General features: G+C 33.8%; 16 protein-coding genes. 13 read left to right on the top strand and 3 right to left on the bottom strand.

Features of this window, described 5'->3' with window-relative positions:
* Positions 1-10 precede the first annotated feature (10 nt).
* The 8 genes from FOL89_RS05680 (at position 11) to pckA (ending at position 11,561) form a co-directional block, all read left to right on the top strand.
* A complete protein-coding gene (locus tag FOL89_RS05680; protein ID WP_144281873.1) occupies positions 11-1,555 on the top strand; it encodes a RagB/SusD family nutrient uptake outer membrane protein in 1,545 nt (514 codons plus the stop codon).
* A gap of 23 nt (positions 1,556-1,578) precedes the next feature.
* Positions 1,579-2,388: a hypothetical protein gene (locus FOL89_RS05675; RefSeq protein ID WP_144281872.1), complete on the top strand. Its 810-nt coding sequence runs from the start codon at positions 1,579-1,581 to the stop codon at positions 2,386-2,388.
* 293 nt (positions 2,389-2,681) lie between these two features.
* A complete protein-coding gene (locus tag FOL89_RS05670) occupies positions 2,682-4,622 on the top strand; it encodes a putative porin (RefSeq protein ID WP_144281871.1) in 1,941 nt (646 codons plus the stop codon).
* A gap of 14 nt (positions 4,623-4,636) precedes the next feature.
* Positions 4,637-6,220: a bacillithiol biosynthesis cysteine-adding enzyme BshC gene (bshC, locus tag FOL89_RS05665; RefSeq protein WP_144281870.1), complete on the top strand. Its 1,584-nt coding sequence runs from the start codon at positions 4,637-4,639 to the stop codon at positions 6,218-6,220.
* Positions 6,221-6,257: 37 nt separating this feature from the next.
* On the top strand, positions 6,258-7,973 hold the full coding sequence (locus FOL89_RS05660) for an amino acid ABC transporter substrate-binding protein (RefSeq protein WP_144281869.1): 1,716 nt from the start codon (positions 6,258-6,260) through the stop codon (positions 7,971-7,973).
* 53 nt (positions 7,974-8,026) lie between these two features.
* Positions 8,027-8,902, top strand: coding sequence for an ACP S-malonyltransferase (gene fabD, locus FOL89_RS05655; protein ID WP_144281868.1), 876 nt, complete (start codon positions 8,027-8,029; stop codon positions 8,900-8,902).
* A gap of 9 nt (positions 8,903-8,911) precedes the next feature.
* Entirely contained in the window at positions 8,912-9,814 is a 903-nt protein-coding gene (locus FOL89_RS05650) for a GYDIA family GHMP kinase (RefSeq protein ID WP_144281867.1), read from the top strand.
* 130 nt (positions 9,815-9,944) lie between these two features.
* A complete protein-coding gene (gene pckA / locus FOL89_RS05645) occupies positions 9,945-11,561 on the top strand; it encodes a phosphoenolpyruvate carboxykinase (ATP) (protein WP_144281866.1) in 1,617 nt (538 codons plus the stop codon).
* Positions 11,562-11,792: 231 nt separating this feature from the next.
* On the opposite strand, the gene FOL89_RS05640 is transcribed toward pckA, so the two are convergent.
* A complete protein-coding gene (locus FOL89_RS05640) occupies positions 11,793-12,377 on the bottom strand; it encodes a ribonuclease HII (RefSeq protein ID WP_144281865.1) in 585 nt (194 codons plus the stop codon).
* Between the two features lie 125 nt (positions 12,378-12,502).
* Here FOL89_RS05640 and FOL89_RS05635 point away from each other — a divergent pair, with 125 nt between their 5' ends.
* The 5 genes from FOL89_RS05635 (at position 12,503) to argS (ending at position 19,660) form a co-directional block, all read left to right on the top strand.
* The gene (locus FOL89_RS05635; RefSeq protein WP_144281864.1) at positions 12,503-15,187 is read left to right on the top strand and encodes a TonB-dependent receptor plug domain-containing protein; all 2,685 of its coding nucleotides are present in this window, start codon (positions 12,503-12,505) and stop codon (positions 15,185-15,187) included.
* Between the two features lie 125 nt (positions 15,188-15,312).
* The gene (locus FOL89_RS05630; RefSeq protein WP_185146925.1) at positions 15,313-16,668 is read left to right on the top strand and encodes a SusD/RagB family nutrient-binding outer membrane lipoprotein; all 1,356 of its coding nucleotides are present in this window, start codon (positions 15,313-15,315) and stop codon (positions 16,666-16,668) included.
* Positions 16,669-16,712: 44 nt separating this feature from the next.
* Positions 16,713-17,303: an immunoglobulin-like domain-containing protein gene (locus FOL89_RS05625; protein ID WP_185146924.1), complete on the top strand. Its 591-nt coding sequence runs from the start codon at positions 16,713-16,715 to the stop codon at positions 17,301-17,303.
* 35 nt (positions 17,304-17,338) lie between these two features.
* Positions 17,339-17,818, top strand: a complete 480-nt coding sequence (locus tag FOL89_RS05620; protein ID WP_185146923.1) for a lipid-binding protein — start codon at positions 17,339-17,341, stop codon at positions 17,816-17,818.
* A gap of 81 nt (positions 17,819-17,899) precedes the next feature.
* Complete coding sequence (gene argS, locus FOL89_RS05615) at positions 17,900-19,660, top strand: arginine--tRNA ligase (protein ID WP_144281860.1); 1,761 nt, start codon at positions 17,900-17,902, stop codon at positions 19,658-19,660.
* A 50-nt stretch (positions 19,661-19,710) separates the two neighbouring features.
* Here the strand turns inward: argS and FOL89_RS05610 are convergent, their stop codons facing one another.
* Together FOL89_RS05610 and FOL89_RS05605 are read right to left on the bottom strand one after the other, a co-directional pair.
* Complete coding sequence (locus FOL89_RS05610) at positions 19,711-20,490, bottom strand: transposase (protein ID WP_228444865.1); 780 nt, start codon at positions 20,488-20,490, stop codon at positions 19,711-19,713.
* Between the two features lie 1,111 nt (positions 20,491-21,601).
* On the bottom strand, positions 21,602-22,528 hold the full coding sequence (locus FOL89_RS05605; RefSeq protein WP_185146922.1) for a Kelch repeat-containing protein: 927 nt from the start codon (positions 22,526-22,528) through the stop codon (positions 21,602-21,604).
* Between the last annotated feature and the right edge of the window lie 80 nt (positions 22,529-22,608).

The following is a 22,608-nucleotide window of genomic DNA, read 5'->3' as shown; positions in this document are numbered from 1 at the left end:
AATTTAACTAATGAAAAAGATATTATATATTACTGCTGCAGTTTTTAGCTTAAGCTTCATTTCTTGCAGCGAAGAACTAATGGAGACTTACGCACCAGGTGCCTTGGTAGAAGAGACTGCTATCCAAAACGCAGATGAACTACAACTATTTTTAAATACAACTTATACTGGATTAACTAGTCGTAGTCAATCAGCATTTGTGTCAGTTTTTACTGATGAAGCGAGCATAGCCTTTGATAATGGAGGTCAAGGTCTAAATGATGATTATGTATTCTTTCTTAATCCTCTTTCTAATGGTCCAGAGAGTATTTGGGCTAATAATTATGCAAATTTAGCTAGAATCAATCGAATACTTATTCTAGCAGATAAATTACCTTCTACAACCGCTGTAGAAAAAAATAAAATTAATAAGATTAAAGCTGAGGCACTTACTCTAAGGGCTTATTGTCACTTAACAATTCTTTCGTATTTTACAACGGATATGAAAAATCCCAATGCATTAGCAGGAATTTTGGCTGATAGAGTTTTTGTTGTAGACGATAACGATTTTCCTAGAAATACTAATGCACAGTTCTATAGCTTAATTCAAAGTGATCTGACTACTGCAATTACATTATTTGACGGCTTGACAAGTAATCTTTTTTCAAATATTTATGCTAATAAGTTTTTTGCTCAAGGATTAAAAGCTAGAGCTTATGCTTATGCTGGAGATTATTCTGATGCTGAAACTTGGGCTAATACTGTCATTAATAATTCTGGTTTAGTACTTGCTAATTATAATAATTATCCGAGTGTTTTTCTTACAGAATCAAATAGTATTAACACTGAAGTAATATTTAAGTTTAAAAGACTAGCTACGCAAAATGCACAAGCTAGCAATCTACATAATGCTTGGTACAATGGATCACCATCTGTTGCTGGTGCACCTTTCTTTGAATTAAGTAGAGCATTATATAATAAGTTGGACCTAAACGACACTCGTTACAGAACTCTGGTGCATCCTAATTCAATTATAGATCCTAACTATGCAACATCTTCAAATGTTAGATCTTCAGATAGACTACTATTAAATAAACATGGTGGTACATTAACTTTAAATGGTACTCCTTGGGCGAGTACAGCATCTAATGCAAATAATAACGATATTAAAATAATGCGTTTATCTGAAATGTATTTAATCAAAGCAGAAGCTCGAGCTAATTCAAATGATTTAGTAGGTGTTGCTACTGCGATCAAAGCTTTAAGAGATAACAGATTTATTTCTCCACAAGTACTTCCTACTTATGCAACTGTTACTGAGGCTTGGAAAGCAATATTAGATGAAAGAAGAATCGAATTTGCTTTCGAGGGTTATAGGTTTATTGATATAAAAAGATTAGGTACTTTAGCTAATTCTGGTATAGATAGACATCCAGCAGATTATCAATCGTCAACGGCTAATTATCCTGCGGCAAATCCTTCAAATTTACCATTAAATAGCTATAAGTGGGCATTGCCAATTCCTACTATTGAGACTAAAGTTAACTCTGCGATTCAGCAAAATCCAGGTTATTAATTTTTAATATTAAAGTTTTTCTTATGAAAAAAATTCTGAATACATTATTTTTAGGCATAGCAATATGTAGTTTAAATTTGTCATGCGAAGCAGAGCAACCTTTTACAGAGGGCGATAGTGAATTACATTTTAATACAACTTCGCAAAAAGCATTAGTTACTTTGAATACGGGTAGTTCTGACAATGTAATTACTTATGGTGTAACAAAATCAGTAGATTCTGATAATACTGTAGAAATAGTATTTAACTCTTCTAAATCTACAGCCGTTTTAGGAACTGATTTTACCATTGTTGAGGGAACTGACGTCTTAAAAGCTGGAACATCTATTGGAGATTTTAAAATAAATGTTAAAGAAGCTGCAGCAAAGTCTGGTAAAAAAGCTTACTTCACAATTAAATCTGCTTCTTTACCTCTAGCAACATTTAATAGAGAAGTTGAAGTTGCATTTGATTTAGTTTGCCCGGCATCAACTTTCCCAGGAATATTTTCTGTTAAAAATGTTTTATTTGGAACATATGACACTCAAATAACACTTGGGTCTTCTCCAAATACACTTATTTTAAAAGATTATATAGAAACTGGTTTTGATATTGTTGTTAATTTTAATCCATTAACTGGAGAGGCTTCATTGCCAACTACTCCTCAACAAACTGGATATGTAAATGGTGCAAATGGAATGATCATGATTAAACCAGCTGTTGATGGTACAAAAGGAAGTATAGCTTTTTGTAATAAAAAAATGATTCTAAGACTATCTTATGGTACACCAACAGGTGCAACTTACACTTCTGGAGGAAAGACATCTTATGACGATGTTTTCACAGGTTATTAATATGTTTAGTTTAAATTAATAAAGGATTAATAACTTCCAAATAATCAATTTAAGAATCCGTCTCATAACTTTGAGGCGGATTTTTTTGTAATTCACTCTAGTAATTTGTGTGTTTAGTATTGAGAACCTGTTAGTTTTACTTATCCTATTTTGTTTTTAAAAACAAAATTTTAAACAGATGCTTTATATAGATATGGTAATACAATTTAATTATTCAATTTATTTGTCTGTAATATACTTTCTTAATACCTAACCATATTTATTTCTTATTTTTGCCTTTACAAAAAAGATTCATGAAATACTTATTTCTCATTATATTTTTCCTTAGTCTTTCTGCTAATGCACAAGTTATAAGGAATAAAACAGATTCAAACAGACTTGAAAAAAAAATGTCTGATACCTTAGTCGTAGATTCGGGTAACAAAGACTCATTGAAAATCTTTAAACCGACGATTAATGATTACCAATATCAAACACAGTTTTCTGAAAAGAAGATCTTTGATACGGTCATGACGTTTAATAAAACCTATATTTTTTCACAGTATAACAATAGAGATAATTTTGGAAGAGTGCAGTTTGCCAATATCGGAGCCGGCTTCAATCCATTATCTTACGAAGTAAATCCTGAGCAGAATCTTTCTCTTTTACCTGCTAATAAATCGTACGGGATTATTGGGATCAATGATGTAAAATATTATGATGTTAAAACCCCGACAGCAACATTTATTTATCATACAGCGATGAGAAACGGCGCTGCATTGCAGTCTACCTACACTCAGAATATTGGAAAGCAATTTAATTTTTCACTGGATTATATGGGACTTCGTTCGCAAGGTTTCTATAGAAATTCTTTGGCAGCCAATAATAATACTTTGTTTTCTGGTCATTATACCTCTAAGAAAGGAAATTATGAATTATTTGCCCATTACCTTCATCAGAATGTTAATAATCAGGAAAATGGAGGAATAATTGATGACGATCTTTTTTTATCTGGAGAAAGACAATTTAGAAACAGACAAAATGCACAGGTCAATTTGCAGTCATCAAGTTCACAGTTTTCATATCGACGATATTATTTGAGTCATCAGTTTACGCCTTTTAATAGTGAAAAATTTCCATTTAGAATCAGACACACAATATTTAACCAAGGAAATAAATACTACTACGATCAAAACGCGGTAGAGAATTATTGGTTTGAATTGCCTACAGATATTATTGGCGGATTTCCACTTTCTACAAAAAAATATTCAAACAATTTAAGCAATACAGTGAGTCTGGTTTTCGATAATGAGCGTTTTAAGCTAGATGCAGGAGTAAGATATCAAAATTTAAAATTTGGGATTACAGAAAATGTTTTACCCTCTTTAAATATACCTTCTGAAATTAAAGAAAGCAGATTGGGTGCAGTAGGAAATATCCAGATAAAATTATTTGAGAAATTCCAATTAAAATCTTTTCTCGAATTTTCAAACGGAAGTAAGTTTGGCAGTTATATTAAATCAACCAATAATGTAAAGTTTGAACCAATCAAGGATTATTTTGTTGACGCAAAAATTAATTTCCAAAGTGCATATCCGTCATTCAACTATTTAGCAAATACTTCAATTTACCGAGGATTCAATTATTTCCTAGAAGATGCAAAAAATCAATCGGTGACAGAAGTAGGAGGAAGTGTTAATTTAAAATGGTTTCAGTCTCAATTATTTGCTAATTATTTCAGAATAGATAACTATACTTATTTCAGTGCGGATGCACAGCCCAAGCAAAGCAATAACTCCTTAAATATTTCTCAGATTGGTGGTGATGCTACATTTTCATACGGTAAATTCCATCTGAATACGAGAGTTCAGTTTCAGAATGCACTTACTAATAAAGAATTGCTTCCGATGCCATCAATAATCGGAAGAGCCAATTTTTTCTTTCAGTCTAAAGCATTTAAAAATGCTGCGGAAATTCAGACAGGTTTAAAAGTGTATTACTTTTCAAAATTTGCATCAAGAGAATATTTTCCTATTCTTAATGAATATATTTTGCCTGGGAATGACTCTTTCTCTATTGGCGGACAGCCAATCGCCGATCTATATTTTAATATGAAAGTAAAAAAAATGTTTTTCTTCATAGAAGGTCAGCAGATAGGAACTTTGATTTCTCACAACAAAGCGTACGCATTTCCACATTACCCTGTATATGATTTCAGATTAAACATTGGTATAGTGTGGTATTTGTTCAACTAAAAAATCAGTGAAAGTTGAGAACAGTAAAAAAAATAGCATTCAGCGATATAGAAAGTATTCCCCAACTGATCAAAGATTTTTTGAGTAAAAATATTGATGGTTTTGAAAATGTTACCTTTTCAAAAGAAAATTTCGCCGAACAAATTAAAATAAAGCAAAATTTTTCTGAAAAGAAAAGACAGATTCTTGCAGAAACAATTGGGCAGCAGCTTTCGGAGTACAAATTTTCAGCAAAACAAACAGAGAATTTAGAAAAGCTTACATTAAACAATACTTTTACAATCACTACAGGACACCAACTCAATCTTTTTTCAGGTCCTGTATTTTTCATTTATAAAATTTTGCAGACCATCAAAACCTGCGTTTATTTGAAAGATAAATTTCCGGATTTTAATTTTGTTCCTCTCTATTGGATGGCATCGGAAGATCATGATTTTGATGAGATTAATCATTTTAAAACTGAAAACGGTTTCTACGAAATCAATGAAAAAAGTGGCGGAGCTGTAGGAAAGATAAAAATAAATGATGTTTTTTTTATTTCTGAATTCGAAAAGGAATTTAAAGACACCATTTTCGGAACTGAATTGATTTTGATGCTGAAAGAAGCTTATAAAACGGGAAATACTTTAACGAAGTCTATTCAGACTTTAGTTCAAAGGCTTTTTTCTGAATTTGGACTGCTAATTGTGGATGGCGATTCAAAAGAGCTGAAAAAACAGATGGTTGATATTTTTAAGAACGAACTTACCCATTTCAGCCTTGAAAAAGCATCCAAAGAAAAAGTAGATTTCCTTACAGAAAAGTACGGAAAAGTTCAGGTAAATCCCCGTAATATCAATTTATTTTATTTTACTGAAACACGAAATAGGATTGATTATGACGGAACAGAATATTTTATTGTTGATAAAGATATAAAATTCAGCAAAAAAGATCTTATTTCTGAACTTGAAAAGCATCCCGAAAAGTTCAGTCCCAATGCGCTTATGAGACCGGTATATCAGGAAAATATTCTTCCCAATCTGGCTTATATCGGAGGAAATGCTGAAATAATGTATTGGCTGGAATTAAAAGATTATTTTTCTGAGATCAACTTACCTTTTCCGATTTTAATACCCAGAAATTCAATGCTTTTTTTGTCAGAAAAAAAATTGGACAAGATAGAAAAACTTCATCTCAGTATTGAAGACTTTTTTGGTAATTTTACCAAACTTACGAATGAAAAGATATTATTTGGTAACGAAATTCAGGATTTGCTTCAAAGTAAAGAGGAAGAACTTCGACAACACTTTGCTGAGTTAAAAAATTCAGCACAGCTTACAGAAAAATCTTTTGGAAATTTAGTGAAAGCCGAAGAAACCCGGCAGCTGAAATCTTTCGGAAGAATGAGAAAAAGACTATTAAAAGCAGAGAAAATAAAACAAAAGGAACTTTTAGAACGTCTTGAAAAACTTTTTTTAGACATACATCCTGCTAAATCATGGCAGGAAAGAATTTATAATTTCAGTGTGTTTTATTCAGATTTTGGTAATCAGTGGGTAGAATTTTGTCTGGAAGAAATGTCTGTTGAAGATTCAAATCTAATAATAGTTGCCATTTAATTTTAAAGAAGTATTTTTGTAAACTATAATGTCAAATATGATAAAGAGGTTTTTTGTACTATCTGGTTTATGTATGTTTCTGAGTATGTCTGCACAGAAAACTCATACGGTTGTAAAAGGCGACACTCCCTACAATATTTCTAAAAAATATGGTCTTACAGTGGATGAATTGCTGAAACTTAATCCGAAATCTAAAGACGGAAAAATTGCTATCGGTGACATTCTTGTGGTGAAACCAAGTGGCAGTACAGCTTCGGGAATTTCTGCAGGTTCATATAAAAACAGTCAGCTGGCGAAAATTATTCTTCAGCCTAAACAGACTATTTACGGAATTACCAAACAATATAAAATTTCAGAAGCCGAATTAAGAAAATTGAATCCTGAATTGGATTCTCACATGAAAATTGGTGACGAAATTACGCTTCCTCTTGATAATATAAAAAAATATGGCGGTTCATCCGTCATTGCATCAGCAACACCCATAGATGCTGCATCAGCTAGTGTTACCAACAGTAAATCTAAAATAGATTCGGATAACCAAAAATCTTCTGCTTTATCTAATGATTCTTCTCAGGATGAATATGCAACATATACTGTAGAACAAGGAGATACTGTTTTTTCTATTGTGAATAAATTTGGTATTTCTATTGACGAGCTTATTGCGCTCAATCCGGATTTATCTAAAGGACTAAAGACCGGAATGATTTTGAAGATAAGAAAACTGGATCCGGCTTATGTAAAGAAAAACGGTGATGCTTTAAGTGTTGTTTTGATGCTGCCTTTTGGATATAGCACCAACGAAACACAGTATCGTTCAATGTCTGTTGATTTTCTTACAGGAGCCAGATTAGCAATAGAAAGAAACGCTTCAGGAGGTCAGAAATTAGATATCAAGATTGTGGATTCGGGGAATGAAGCTTCTTTTAAGAGTTCTCTTTCTCAAATTAATCCAAATAATACAGATTTAATAATCGGTCCGTTTTTCAAGTCGAATGTTATTGATCTTTTAGATTTTACTAAAACTCAGAAAATACCTGTTGTGGCACCTTTTGCCAATTCTGCAGAGTTATATGGATACAGCAATCTTATTATTCTGGAAACTACAGACCAAACTTATGCAGACAAAATAGCTGAAGAAGTAAAGGCTGCATATTCTGATCAGAAAATATATATTGTAGCAGATGCTAAAAAAGATAATGCTAATTATTTGAAATCAGCTCTGGAAAAGAATCTCAAAAATCCAAATGTTATTATTGTAAACTCTGCCGCAGATATACAGTTAGATAAGAATATGATGACGGGGCAGTCTGCGCCGGTCATTGCCATATTGGCAAATGATAATGAAAACGTGGGAGAGGCTTTCTCGAATAAAATGATTGCTCTTTCTAAAGAAGTCTCTGGTATAAAAGCATTCAGTATGTATTCTGTTTCTAGTTTTGATAAAAAAGTCGATGAGTTGAGCCAGGTAAATTTGGTTTATCTGATGGATAGAAAAATTGATACTGATGGAAGATTTGAAAAAGAAATTTTAGCAGCTTACAGAGAAAAATACTGTAAAACTCCCGGTAAATATGCAATTATTGGCTTTGATATCGTAAATGATATGCTGACTAGAGAAAACAAAAAAGGAGAAATCTTTAAGCAGATCAATAAAGTACAGACACAGCTTGCCACAAAATTTGAATTTGTGAGAACAAAATCTAATGGTGCTTACATCAACAAAGGTTTCCGTATCATAAGACTTGTTCCATAGTTTGGACGTATTTTTCTTAAATATTATATTTGTACTAATTTTTAAATTAATAAATGAAAGCACTTGTATTTCCTGGGCAGGGGTCACAGTATGTGGGAATGGGGAAAGAACTGTATGATTCTCGCAAAGACATTAAAGATTTGATGGAATCTGCCAATGAAATTTTAGGTTTTGATATTCTTTCGCTTATGTTTAGTGGAACCGATGAAGATCTTAAAAAAACTGAGGTTACTCAACCCTCAATATTTATACATTCTGTCGCTGCTCTAAAGGCTGTTAATGGCTTAGGTGCAGAAATGGTTGCGGGACATTCTCTAGGAGAATTTTCAGCATTGGTTGCCAATGGTGTTCTATCTTTTGATGATGGGCTGAAGCTGGTTTCAGAAAGAGCTAAAGCAATGCAGGAAGCCTGTGATGCAAACCCAAGTTCTATGGCTGCAATTTTAGGTCTTGATGATGCTAAAGTTGAAGAAATCTGTGCTTCAATCAGCGGAATAGTTGTTCCTGCAAATTACAATTGCCCGGGACAGCTTGTGATTTCTGGAGAAACAGCAGCAGTAGAAGAAGCTTGTGTAAAGCTGAAAGAAGCAGGGGCTAAAAGGGCATTACTTTTACCGGTAAATGGCGCTTTTCACTCTCCTCTGATGCGGCCGGCACAAGAAAGACTGGCGACAGCAATTGAAAACACCAGGTTTAGAAAACCTACTATTCCTGTTTACCAGAATATTACTACCACGGCAGTTACAGATCCGGATCAGATTAAAAATAATCTTATTGCACAATTAACAGGTCCTGTAAAATGGACACAGTCTGTACAGAATATGATCAAAGATGGTGCTACTAATTTTGTGGAAGTAGGACCAGGAAAAACTCTTCAGGGACTCATTAAAAAAATTGACAGCGAAGCAATGACAGCTTCTGCCGTATAAAATATTATCATGGGCGAGCTATATTCATCAGGAAAGCTAATGCTTACTTCAGAATATTTCGCTGTAGATGGAGCTCTTGTTCTGGCTGTACCCACAAAGCTGGGACAAGAGTTTTTTTTTGAAGAAAAAGCAGATGGAAAATCAATGATTTTCTGGGAAGCGTATCATCAAGATAAATTATGGTTACAAGTCAAAATTGACTATAATAATTGGCAGATTTTACAAACCAATATCTCTTCAAGTGCTGAGTTTGTTCTAAAAACTCTCAGAAATGTTCAGAAACTTTCTGAAACAAAGTTTAAAAATTCCCAAACTTATTTTCTAAAAACAAATCTTCAATTTCCGTCTGATTACGGATTAGGAAGCAGTTCAACACTGATGAATAATCTTGCAGAATGGTCGGGAATAGATCCTTTTAAATTAAATCATGTCAGTCTAGGCGGAAGCGGTTATGATATTGCGGTCGCTCATTCAAATTCCGCAGTGCTTTTTCAGAATAAACCCAATATTCATTTTGAAAAGATTGTTTACAGTCCTGAGTTTAAAAATGAACTCATCTTTATACATCTTAATCAGAAGCAGGATAGCCGTGAAGGAATTCATCTTTATCAATCAAAAAAAAGATCAAAATTTTTGGTTGATGAATTTTCTGATCTTACAAGAAAAATTTTATTATGTAACGAATTGGAAAATTTTTCTCAATTAATGATGATACATGAGCAAAAAATATCAGATTTTATTGAAATTCCGACAGTTAAGTCGAGGTTTTTTACAGATTGTCCGGTTTTTATCAAAAGTTTAGGTGCTTGGGGAGGAGATTTTGTAATAAGTACAAAATTTAGAGGTTATAAGAACTATTTTTGGGGCAAAGGTTTTACCACTATTTTTAATTGGGAAGATTTAATTGTTTGATTTTCAGAATTATAAATCTTGTATTTTTTATTTGTCATTTTCGCTTATATGTTTATATTTATCAACGTTTAACAATTAGTTAATATTAATTTGTGTAAACAGCAAAAAAGAAACAGAAAATATAAGTAAAATGAAAAACGCTAAAATCATCCAAGATTTACAAAAATTAGGGATTAAAGGAGATTACGAATTAATTTATAATCCTTCTTACGAAGAATTATATCAAGCCGAAGTTTCACCTGAAAATCAGGGTTTTGAAAAAGCTGAAGTTACAGAATCGGGAGCAGTATCTGTAAAGACAGGGGTTTTCACTGGCCGTTCGCCTAAAGACAGGTATATTGTGAAGGATGATGTTACAAAAGATACTATTTTCTGGGATGGAAAGGTAAATCTAGCTACAACTCCTGAAATTTTTGAATCTTGCAAAGATTTAGTTTTGGATCAGCTTTCATCTGCAAAAAAAATCTATGTTGTAGATACTTTTTGCGGAACTAATGCAGATACAAGACTTAAAGTGAGATTTATTGTAGAAGTAGCTTGGCAGGCACATTTTGTTACCAATATGTTCATCCGTCCTTCACATTATGAGCTTGAAAATTATGGAGAGCCGGATTTTACTGTAATCAACGGGTCAAAAACGACCAACCCTAATTGGGAAGCACAGGATTTGAATTCTGAGAATTTTATCATGTTTAATCTTTCACAGAAACTTCAGATAATTGGAGGAACATGGTATGGTGGCGAAATGAAGAAAGGGATGTTTGCGATGATGAATTATTATCTTCCTTTGAAAGGAATGGCATCAATGCACTGCTCTGCAAATGTAGGAGAAGATGGAGATGTTGCTCTTTTCTTCGGACTTTCAGGAACAGGGAAAACTACTTTATCTGCTGACCCTAAAAGATATTTAATTGGTGATGATGAGCATGGTTGGGATAACAATGGTGTTTTCAACTATGAAGGCGGATGTTATGCAAAAGTTATTGATTTATCTGCCGAAAAAGAACCGGATATTTTCAGAGCAATTAAAAGAGATGCTCTTCTTGAGAATGTGGTAGTAAATAATGGTGTTTGCGACTATTCTGATGGCTCTATTACTGAAAATACAAGAGTTTCCTATCCTATTTATCATATTAATAAGATTGTTCTGCCTTCAAAGGCAGGCCATGCTAAGAAAATTGTTTATCTTTCTGCTGATGCTTTCGGGGTCTTGCCACCGGTTTCTATATTAGATGAAAATCAGGCGCAGTATCATTTCCTTTGCGGTTACACTTCAAAGCTTGCAGGAACTGAAAGAGGGATTACGTCACCAGAACCATCTTTTTCACCAGCATTTGGAGAAGCTTTCCTTACACTGCACCCTACAATGTATTCCAAAACTCTTATTGGTAAAATGAAAGAACACGGAGCCAAAGCATATCTTGTAAATACAGGATGGAACGGAACCGGAAAAAGAATTTCTTTGAAAGATACAAGAGCGATCATTGATGCGATCATAGACGGATCAATTGAGAACGCAGAAAAAGCAACATTGCCTATCATGAATCTTGAGATTCCTACATCATTACCCAATGTTTCTGAAGGAATTCTGGATCCTAGAGATACCTATGCTGATGTAACGGAATGGGAAGAAAAAGCAAAAGATTTAGCAGCAAAATATATCAAAAACTTTGAACAGTATTGTGATAATGAAGAAGCAAAAAAACTTATTTCTTCAGGACCTCAATTACAGAAACAAACGATTTAATAATTGTAAAATCCGCTTCAGATGCTGAAGCGGATTTTTTTTGGTCAATTTCGAGTATTGTCAAATAGCGACTTGCGCAGGAAATAATGCTGATGAATTTGAATAATTAATTGATTTTCAGTCTGGTTTGTTTGTAAATTTTATACGTTTTTTATAAAATCTGTTTTATTTAGAATTGATTTAAATTTCAATGTGAATTATTTTAAAATCAATAATTCACATTGTGATTATTTAATCATATTTTAATCTGAACGATAATCTGTGATATTTACTTATTCCGTATTTTTTTAAAGCTTCCTGATGTTTTTTTGTAGCATATCCGAAATTGGTATTCCACCCATATTCAGGATGTTCTTCATGAAGTTGCATCATCAGTTTGTCACGATAATTCTTTGCCAATATGGAAGCAGCAGCAATGGATAAAAATTTGGAGTCACCTTTAATAATGCATTGATGAGGAATATAATGATAAGGGTGAAATTTATTTCCATCCACTAAGATTAGCTCAGGACGAATCGTAAGCTGGTCTAAAGCTTTATGCATCGCATGTATACTAGAATTCAGTATGTTATGTTGATCAATGAAAGAAGGTGGTAGCTCGGAAATTGCAAAGCATTTTACGTTATCCTTTATATAGCTATCCAGTTCCATTCTTGTTTTAAATGTTAATTTTTTAGAATCATTAACAAGTCTTTGCTCGAATTTTTCGTCTAAAATAACGGCTGCAGCGACAACCGGTCCGCTCAGACACCCGCGTCCTACCTCATCACAACCGGCTTCTATATAATTTTCTGACCATTTTCTTAATAATTCCATAAATTTTAACATTTGTTATTTAACATAATTCACCATGCTATGTGATAAATAATAATAATTTGAAAATTTAGCAGTTTTGTAGATAAAGTTTTTACAACTTTGTTAACACAAAATTAATATTAATTATGAAGAAACTAACAACAGGAATACTAGTTTTAGTATTATCTTCTTCTTTCGTCATTGCCCAAGCGCAAGAAACAAAATCTGGCGATAGTTTAAAAACTCAGGAAATTGAAGGTGTAGTTGTTACTGTTTTGGGAGTTAAGCGACAAGAAAAGGCAAGTTCTTATGGAAAGACAATTGTTTCAGGTAATCAATTAACAGAAATAGTAAATACAAACGCTTTCGAAAGTTTATCTGGAAAAGTTCCAGGTGTTGACATTTCTGCGCCAGCTCAGCCAGGAGCTACACCAAAAATCGTAAGTAGAGGATTTAAGTCATTGGGCTCTTCGCAACCGTTAATTGTAATTGATGGTACTCCAATGCTTAATAATGCTACTTCCAGTAAAGTAGGATTTGACAACACATTCGATTCTGGATCAACTTTAAATGATATTGATCCTAACATTATTGAATCAATGAATTTCCTTAAAGGTGCTGCAGCAACTGCGTTGTATGGTAAAGACGGCGCAAATGGAGTTGTATTAATTACCACAAATACACTGAGTTTATCTGGTGGGAGTGAAAATGCAGATGGTGCATTAACACTTAGTAATATAAACTCTGACGGAGTTTATCCTACCGATAACGATAAATTTGTTCGCCGAACAATTGGTTTTAATGGAGGTCTTAACTTTGATAAATTGAAAATAAAAGTTTCTGCTAATTATTCAAATAGAAAAACTAATGCTGTGCCAACAGGACAAGGAGATGATGCTTCATTTGGTAAAACTGTTTTTCAGGAACTAATTCAGATGCCCAATGATGTAAGTTTAGTGGATATGCAAGATAGAAACAATATCTTCAATACCCCGTCTTACTTTTTTACTCCATACGCTGCAAATCCATATACTTCTTTAGAAAACAATGTGGTAAGAGCTAATTCAGACAGACTCTTTGGAAATATCAATTTCAATTATGAGATAACGAAAAATTTATCTGCAACATTTCAAACAGGTGCAGATGTTTTGAATGAAACTGTTAAAAGATGGGGAGCTATTGTTAAATATTTACCGGGTTCACCACAAGATTTAGCTAATGCAAATGGTGTGGTTGGTGCTGTTAGAGAGCAAAAGCTCACTAGTAAAAAATATGATTCATATTTCACACTTAATCATAACGCCGAATTCTCAGACGATTGGAAATTAAATACAGCTGCCGGTATTGGATTCACAGAAGAAAGTTCAAATGCTTTGGCAGCGCAGGTAACCAATCTTGATATTCCATACTATTATGAGCTTTCCAATTCTGCGTCTACTCCTATATTGACACAAAATGATATGAAGAGAAGATATACATATGCATTTGGTTCTGCAGAATTAGGATTTAAAGATCGTTATTTCTTAACTGTTACAGGAAGAAATGATTGGACTTCTACTTTGCCACAAGGCTCTAATTCCTACTTCTATCCTTCAGTTGGGCTTTCAGCAATTGTTTTAGGTTCAAGTAATAAATTCTTGAAACTAAGAGGAAGTTGGGCACAAGCGGGAACAGATACTGATCCTTATCAAGTATATACGAAAGCTGTGTCTTCTGTTAATGATGGTTATTTTGGACAATTACTCTTTCCTTTTGGCGGGGTTAATTCATATGAAATTGGTGAGTTAGTAACTAATGATAAGTTGGTCAATGCACTTACTACAGAAGTTGAATTTGGCGCAGAGGGTAGATTTTTCAATAATCGTATAGGTTTTGATGTTTCTTTATATGACAGGTTAACAGATAATGTTATACTTCCTAAAGTTCTTCCTAGATCAACAGGCTATGCGTCTATTTTAGGTAATTTCGGAGATGTCAGAAATAGAGGGATTGAATTAATGATGGATTTTACACCTATTAAATCAAAAGATTTTCAGTGGAATCTTACTTACACATTTACAAAAAATAAAGGTAAAGTAGAAAATATTGTAGGAGATGATAATCAAATTACTGTTCAAAGTAATTATGGTGTTTCATTTAAGTTTGTAGAAGGGGAAGAACCTGGAACTTACTATTCGCTTGTGCCTAAAACTAATGCCAATGGACAATACATAGTTAATCCAGATACCGGTTTTTATGAAACGACATCACAGGAAGAAAAGATTGGTTCCTCACAAAGAGATTTTATTATGGGCTTTAGAAATGAGTTTAAATATAAAAACTTTTCGTTAACCGTAGGAGTAGATTGGAAGCAAGGCGGTAAAATGTATTCTTATACCAAGAGATTGAGTCATTTCGTAGGAAATGGTATAGAGACACTATATAATGATAGAAATCCATTTATAATTCCTAACTCGGTTATAGATAATGGTGACGGAACTTATTCGGAAAATACAACTCCGGTTGCTTATGAAGAAATTGCAAATTTTTACAATACTCAAAGTAATCCTGGAATTGAAAGAACTCATATTATAGATAAAACATTTGTAAGATTAAGAGATGTATCTTTATCTTTCAAATTTCCAAAGCAATGGCTTTCCGGTGTAGGAATAGAAAATGCTACTTTCACCCTGTACGGAAAAAACCTTTTCTTGTGGACACCTAAGGATAATCCTTATGTTGATCCCGAATCTACTACTTATGGAGCAGACGGATTAGTAAGTGAGTTTGGTGAATTTAGTGCCAATCCTACCCAAAGAACTTATGGAGTAATGTTTAAATTTAATTTCTAAAAGTAATTACAATGAAAAAAATAAAATTAGTTATTCTACACTTATTGACAGTCTTTGCAATAGTTTCATGTAGTGACTTAGATATAAATAGAGATCCTGATTCACTATTACCTGAGCAGATTCCAATGAACAGAGAGTTTCCTGGCGCAACAACAGGAGTAGCAACTTCAGCAGGCTCTTACTATGCATTAATTGGCGGGTTTTGGAGTCAGTATTTTACGCAAAGCTCTGCGGCTAATCAATATAAAACAATTGATAATTACTCAATCAGCGTTCTAGACTATAATGGTGCTTGGAATTCGATGTATGATGCAATTCTTGATTTGAGAAATATTAAGAAAAATGCGGAAGCAACGGGACATTGGGATTATTATTTAATGAGTACGGTAATGGAAGCTTATGCCTTTCAGGTGCTTACAGATTCTTATGGAGCTGTTCCTTTTACACAAGCTACTAATCCAGAAATATTGGCACCATCCTTTGATCAACCAGAAGTTATATATGATGGTTTGGTTGCTAATTTAAAAGATGCGCTTTCAAAAGATATTAGCACTTCACCTACTGATATAATACCAGGAAATGATGATCTTGTATTCGGTGGTAATATGGATAATTGGAAAAGATTTGCTAACACCATGCTTTTAAAATTATATTTAAGACAAACTAACTCAAGACCTAATGTTGCTCAACAAGGTGTTCAACAACTTTTATCGAATGGAGCTCAGTTTTTAACTTCAAATGCGGCTATCACACAGTATATTAATGAAGCTAACAGAAGTAATCCATTATATGAAACTGATAGAAGACAGCTTAATGTTGCAACAAATTTGAGGGCTAGTACAACACTTTATTCATATCTGGATACTAGCAATGATCCTCGGTTTTCCTATTTCTACGAAAATGGTTCTTCACAAGATCAGGGAGATTATGACAACTCTGCTAACAGTACTGCAGCTGTGATTAAATTATCGGCAACTGATCCTGTGTACCTTATTTCGACTGCGGAAAGCTATTTTTTACAGGCTGAAGCAGCATTAAGATATAATGCAGGAACAAATGCCCAAACTTTATATGAAAGTGGTGTTAAAGCATCTTTTGCACAATGGGGTATAATTGATAATCCTACTGCAACTCCGCCGAGTACTCCAGTATCTAATCTTTTATCAGGAGCTTATGCATATCCTAATTCAACAATGAATGATAATCTGAAAGCAATTATCACACAAAAATGGATATCTTTTTTTCCAGGTAAAGGATATGAAGCTTTTTTCGAACAGAAAAGAACAAATATTCCGGCAATTAGCAGTGTTGCACAATCTGATGCTGCCTATATCCCGGGACAGTTTGCATATTCGATAACAGGAAAAACTGGAGGTAAGTTTCCAAAAAGAATTCCTTATCCAGTGTCAGAAAGCCAGACCAATCCAAGTTTTCCAGGCATAAAACCAATTACTGAAAAACTATGGTATGATGCTAATTAAATTTAATAATTATGAAAAATATTTTAAATAAATTTTTGATATTATTGGCTACAATAAGCTTTATAATATCTTGTTCTTCAGATTCAGATACTATCGGTGTATCAAGAGTAACACAGTATCCCGATTTTAATTATAATCCAGTAGTTGCTGTACCTTTAGGAGGAAGCTTTAGCACTGGTGATGTTACTGCTTTTGAAGGTTCTACAGAATTAACAGTAAATGTTGATGGTAGCGTAAATACTAATGCTATCGGTGCATACGAAATTACTTATAGTGCTCAAAATAGTGATGGTTTTAATGCCATTGTAACTCAAACGGTTGTAGTATATAATCCAAGTGGTTCGGGAATTGATGTATCAGGAAAAATTAAAGATGTTAATAACGATAAAAGAACAGGTGTTATTTCTCTGGTTCCTGGAACTCCAAACATCTATTACTGTACTGATTTTGGCTTTGCAGGTGCTTTTCCGGTGTATTTTGAAATGAATGGAAATGTTCCTTCGGCTATACCGCAAGCATTTAATGGATATGATCCTACAACATCTGTAAGCATGGACTATAATCCTACAACTAAAAAATTTACAATAGATATTTTGCCTTATGGCTATTCTTATGGTTTCGAGTATTATGATTAAAAATTGAAAAAATGAAAAAAATATTAAATTTATTTTTGCTTTTGTTAGTCTTTGGTGGATTGTTGCTTTCTTGTGATAGAACAGGTGATGGCGATCTTTCAGATGATCAAGGTGAAACGTCTACAAAAGAAATGTCTGGAGATTGGTTTGTTACAACGAGTGTTGGAGGAACACAAGTAGCGGATTATGCTAAAATTACCACATATAATACTTCAGCCAATAATGGGCAGGAAATGTGGATTGATGATAATCACAATATTTGGGATTTTAAAGTTAAAACTCCAATAAATTATACTGCAAAAACTTTCGCAGGAAGTGGATTACAGAGTTCTGTTGACGGGTATGATATAACTGTTAATATTACCAACGGAAAAATCATTAAAGGAGGAGCTACCACTACTGGAGGGAATAAATCTGATGCCATTGAATTCGATGCTGAATTTTCTGATGATCCAGGAACAATTTATAGGATAAGTGGATATAAGAGAACTGGCTTCGCCGAAGATGAGCATTAAGCATATTACACATTCATATTAAATACCGCCTTAGTGCGGTTTTTTTATTTCCGTATATTTGCGTATCAATATAGACCTAATATGAATATTAAAAATATAATAGAACAAAAACTGGAAGAGGTTATTCTTAACGTCTATCAGCTGAAAGATATATATCTTGAAATTCAGGAAAATAAAACTGAATTTGAAGGAGACTTTACCATCGTTACCTTTCCTTTGGTAAAACAGCTCAAGAAAAATCCTGAAAGTATCGGGGTTGAACTGGGACAGGCATTGACTGAACAAACCGATCTGCTGGAAAGTTTCAATGTTGTAAAAGGATTTTTAAATGTAAAAATTAAGAACAATTTTTTTGTTGATCAGCTTAAGGATATAGCTCAAAATTTTTCAAATATAGAAAAGAAAAATGCAACAGTAATGGTTGAATATTCTTCGCCGAACACCAATAAACCATTGCATTTAGGACATATAAGAAACAACTTGTTGGGATTTTCAGTTTCGCAGATTCTTGAAGAAGCAGGATATGATGTAGTCAAAACTCAGATCATCAATGACAGAGGAATTCACATCTGTAAATCTATGCTGGCTTGGGAAAAATTCGGAAAAGGTGAAACTCCCGAATCTACCAATACAAAAGGAGACAAGTTTGTCGGGAATTACTATGTTGAATTTGATAAACATTACAAACTGGAAGTTGCAGAACTTGTAGCTCAGGGAATTTTGGAAGATCAGGCGAAGAAAGAGGCTCCTTTGATGAAGGAAGCTCAAAAAATGCTTTTGGATTGGGAAAACGGAGACGAAAAAGTAAGAAATCTTTGGAACGAAATGAATTCGTGGGTGTATGATGGTTTCAACGCAACCTACAAAAGACTGGGAGTAGCATTTGACCAGATACAGCACGAAAGCAATACCTATATTTTGGGAAAAGATCTTATCAAGGAAGGCTTGGATAAAGGAGTTTTGTATCAGAAAGAAGACGGCTCCGTTTGGTGTGATTTAACGGATGATGGTTTAGATCAGAAATTGTTGCTTCGTTCAGACGGAACTTCGGTGTACATGACCCAAGATTTGGGGACTGCTGTTGAGCGTTTCAAAGAAAATAATATTCAGAAGTTAATTTACACGGTTGGAAACGAACAGGATTATCACTTTCAGGTTTTATTTAAAATTTTAGGTAAGCTTGGCTATTCATGGGCAGATCAACTGTATCATTTATCTTACGGAATGGTAGAGCTCCCTAATGGAAAAATGAAGTCTCGTGAAGGAACGGTAGTTGATGCCGATGATTTAATGCAGGAAATGCACCATATTGCCAAGCTGAAAGCTGAAGAGTTGGGCAAGCTGGAAAATTTATCGGATGAGGAAAAAGAGTCTAACTACGAAAATGTTGGTATCGGTGCATTAAAATATTTTATGCTGAAAGTTGACCCTAAGAAAAAAATGTTGTTCAATCCTGAAGAAAGTATTGATTTTAACGGGAACACAGGTCCTTTCATTCAGTATACATTTGCGCGCATCCAGTCGTTGTTAATTAAAGCCAACTATCTTCACAGAGAAATTTCTGATGTCGAACTCAACCAGTCTGAAAAACAACTAGTGATGCAGCTCGCCAATTATAAGCCAACGGTGGAAAAAGCAGCAGAGGTTTTAAGCCCGGCTTTGATCGCCAATTATGTTTATGATTTGGTGAAAACCTATAATTCTTTCTACCAAAGCAACCCTATTTTGAACCAGGAAGATGAAAACATAAAGCAGATGCGTCTGAATTTATCTAATCTCACTGCACAAACCATAAGAAAATCATTAAATTTACTCGGGATACAAACCGTAAACAGAATGTAACAAATAATCCTCCTGAAAAATTCGGGAGGATTTTTTGATTTAGAAGTTGTTTAAATTTTTAATTTTATGATTAGTCTTAAGGAGAATGCTAAAAAGTGCATATTCTTCCAAGTGCTATCCAATGTTTCAAATCTTATCAGTAAAGCCTTGAAACCGTCTAACCATGCATTTGCCTGTTCTATTTTAAATCTGTTTTCGTACAATTTTTCATCAAAATAGTAATTATTGTCTACTGTTTTTCCATTTCGGGGATTGGTTTTGATATTGCCCATTACTTCCTCCATTTCTAATTGATGCCTTAAATTTTCACTGTCAAATCCCAAATCTGCATTCAAAAAAAGACCTTTATGAGAGATTTCTGCTTCGGACAAAATTTCAATAATCTCGCCCATAACATCTTCTATTTCATATAAATCGTGATGATTGCCGCTTCTGGGATTTCCCATCGAAAGCATTTGACCACGATTGTCGCAAAGAAAAATCATATTGCTGGTTTTCGCAGATTTCCTGCTTTGATATGCTGTTGATTCGCCGCCCATTCTGCTCCGGGTTTGGCTTCCGTCGAGTTGAACACACGAGAGATCCAACAACCTCTTGTTTCGATTCAAAAGATGAACCCAAATATTCCTGAAACTGCCGTCTTTGCTCCATTTATTGAAATAATAATATACATTCTGCCAGCTTATTTTTTCTTCCCCGAAATAGTCTTTTACCGAAATCTCACGCCACTGGCAACCGGTTTTCAGCCGTTTTATAATGGTCTGAATTATTTTTACCAAATCAAACTTCGTAGAAAACCCTCTTTTTCCTTTGCTTAAATGGGGTAAAATCCATTTCTCTATTTTATCTTTGCTGATGAGTTCCAGATTATTAGTCTTTTAAATTGCAATCCAAAATTGCTAATTTTCTCGGAACTTTTTTTTCTAAATAAGTTTAAACAACTTCATGTATTACTAACCAAAGAATCAATAGTTTTTTTGTCAGTTATGTAAAAATTATATCGCTCATATATTTTGTTTTCATCCCAATTATAATACATCCCTAATATTTTTAGTGAATCAGAATTTTCATTCTTTACACTTTCAAAAAGTTTTGTTTGTGAAAATACTTGACAAAAAATAAATAAAAGAATAACAAAAGTGAATTTGAATTTCATGTATAATAAAATGTTTATTTAAAGTTATCTGTAACAGAGAAGTATAGCCAGCAAGCCTTTAAGTAAGAATTTAAGTTAAAAGACGGAGTGGAAACCAATATTTCTATCGGACAGACTTAATCAAAAATTTGAAATGAAAGAATAAAAAGAGCAAAACAATTGTCAAGTTTTTAATCTTATAAGTAAACCCTTATTTTATATGAAAATATGAATGTGATTAATTTTTTAATATACAAGCGAGTTCTTGATAATCAGTTCTATACACCTATAAACTACAAAGGTCTTGCGTAAAACCAAATATAATTTCAGAAGGTTACAAACACACTTGTTTTAAACCACCGGAGAATGACGGAGGTCTTGCGCAACTTGCAGGAAACAAAATGCAATCGCAGAAAGTTACAAACAGGTGTGTTTATAATAAAATGCAATTGCAGGAGGTTACGAACAATCTTGTTTTAAACTTCCGGAAGACTACGGAAGTCTTAAACACCTTGCGTGAAATAATTAATCTTACCTAATTTCCAAGCAAAAAAATACAGATTGATGTTCTGTGATTTAAAGTTGTTGTTTAAAGCCGGGAGACTTTGAGTAGCGGAAGATGTTTTTAATAACATTGAGTAAACCTTTTTCGCAGCTGTAAAGTTATAGATTGGAAAATCCGCAATATTTGGGAATCCGGAACATCTTGTGTGAAATGTGAAAACCGTTCGGAAGATATGAATGGTTTTTGTTTTATATGAGCCACACGAAAGGATTCATGCGGCAGTGGGAAATTCGTCTTGAGTTTATTTAGCAGAAAGCACTTCTCCGCTAATATCCGCAACCTGAATGCTTTTAAGAGCTGATTTGGTTGAGGATGCTGTACTTCCGCCCATGATGTATAATTTATTATTATAAATTTCCGCAGCAGCATGTCTTCTGGGAATCATGTTGGATGATAACTTATGCAGCTTATTGGTTTCTGTATCGAAATATGCAAGAAAATTCTGATTATTATAACCGCCTGCAATAAAAATCTTATTCCCGGAAACCGCTAATGAATGACCGGATATCGCAGCAGGCATTGTGTATTGCTCAGTCCACTCATTTTTGGTGAGATCATACACATTAACCAAGCGGGATGATGTACCATTAAAACCGCCAATGACATAGAGTTTATCATTCACGATTTTGCCCCTTGCTTCTCTGGCGTTGGGCATATTCGGTAAAGGATGCCATGTGTCCGAAGCAATGTCATAGTATTGGAATCTATCAGAAAATACAGTGGTGGCGGCATTGTTTAGCCCGCTTCCTCCAAACGTATATATTTTTCCGTTGTGGATGGCAGAACCGGCATTTCCGGTATAAGCACGATTGACGGCTCCCTTCGTTTTCTGATGCGTTTCAAGGTCTATAATTTCAAGATTGCTGTTTCCCCAACCGTTAAAAATATAAATTTTATTACCGTAAGTCTCCGAATTGGCAAATCTCTTAGGAACAAGACTGGAGTTGATAACACTCCACCGGTTGTCTTTAATGCTGTATTTCTCAATAATCGTGGCATTACCATCCGAATCTTTATAGCCATTGCTTACATAGATATTGCCATCTGCAATAGCACTGGTTATCGCTCCTCTTTTCATCGACATATCCGAAAGGTGTTTAAAATTTAGGGTTTGTGCATTGGCTAAGCATAAACCGAAAAGTGAAAGGAGGAATGATTTTGTTTTCAAGGGTGTGGAGGTTTGGGTTGAAAAATATGTTTTAAATATAGGAAAAAATGGAGGATTGGAAATATGTGACATTTGGAAAA

The sequence above is a fragment of the Chryseobacterium echinoideorum genome (genome assembly GCF_007474535.1).
In the GTDB taxonomy this organism is placed as follows: Bacteria; Bacteroidota; Bacteroidia; order Flavobacteriales; family Weeksellaceae; genus Chryseobacterium; species Chryseobacterium echinoideorum.
This window is presented reverse-complemented; position numbering and strand designations above follow the sequence as displayed.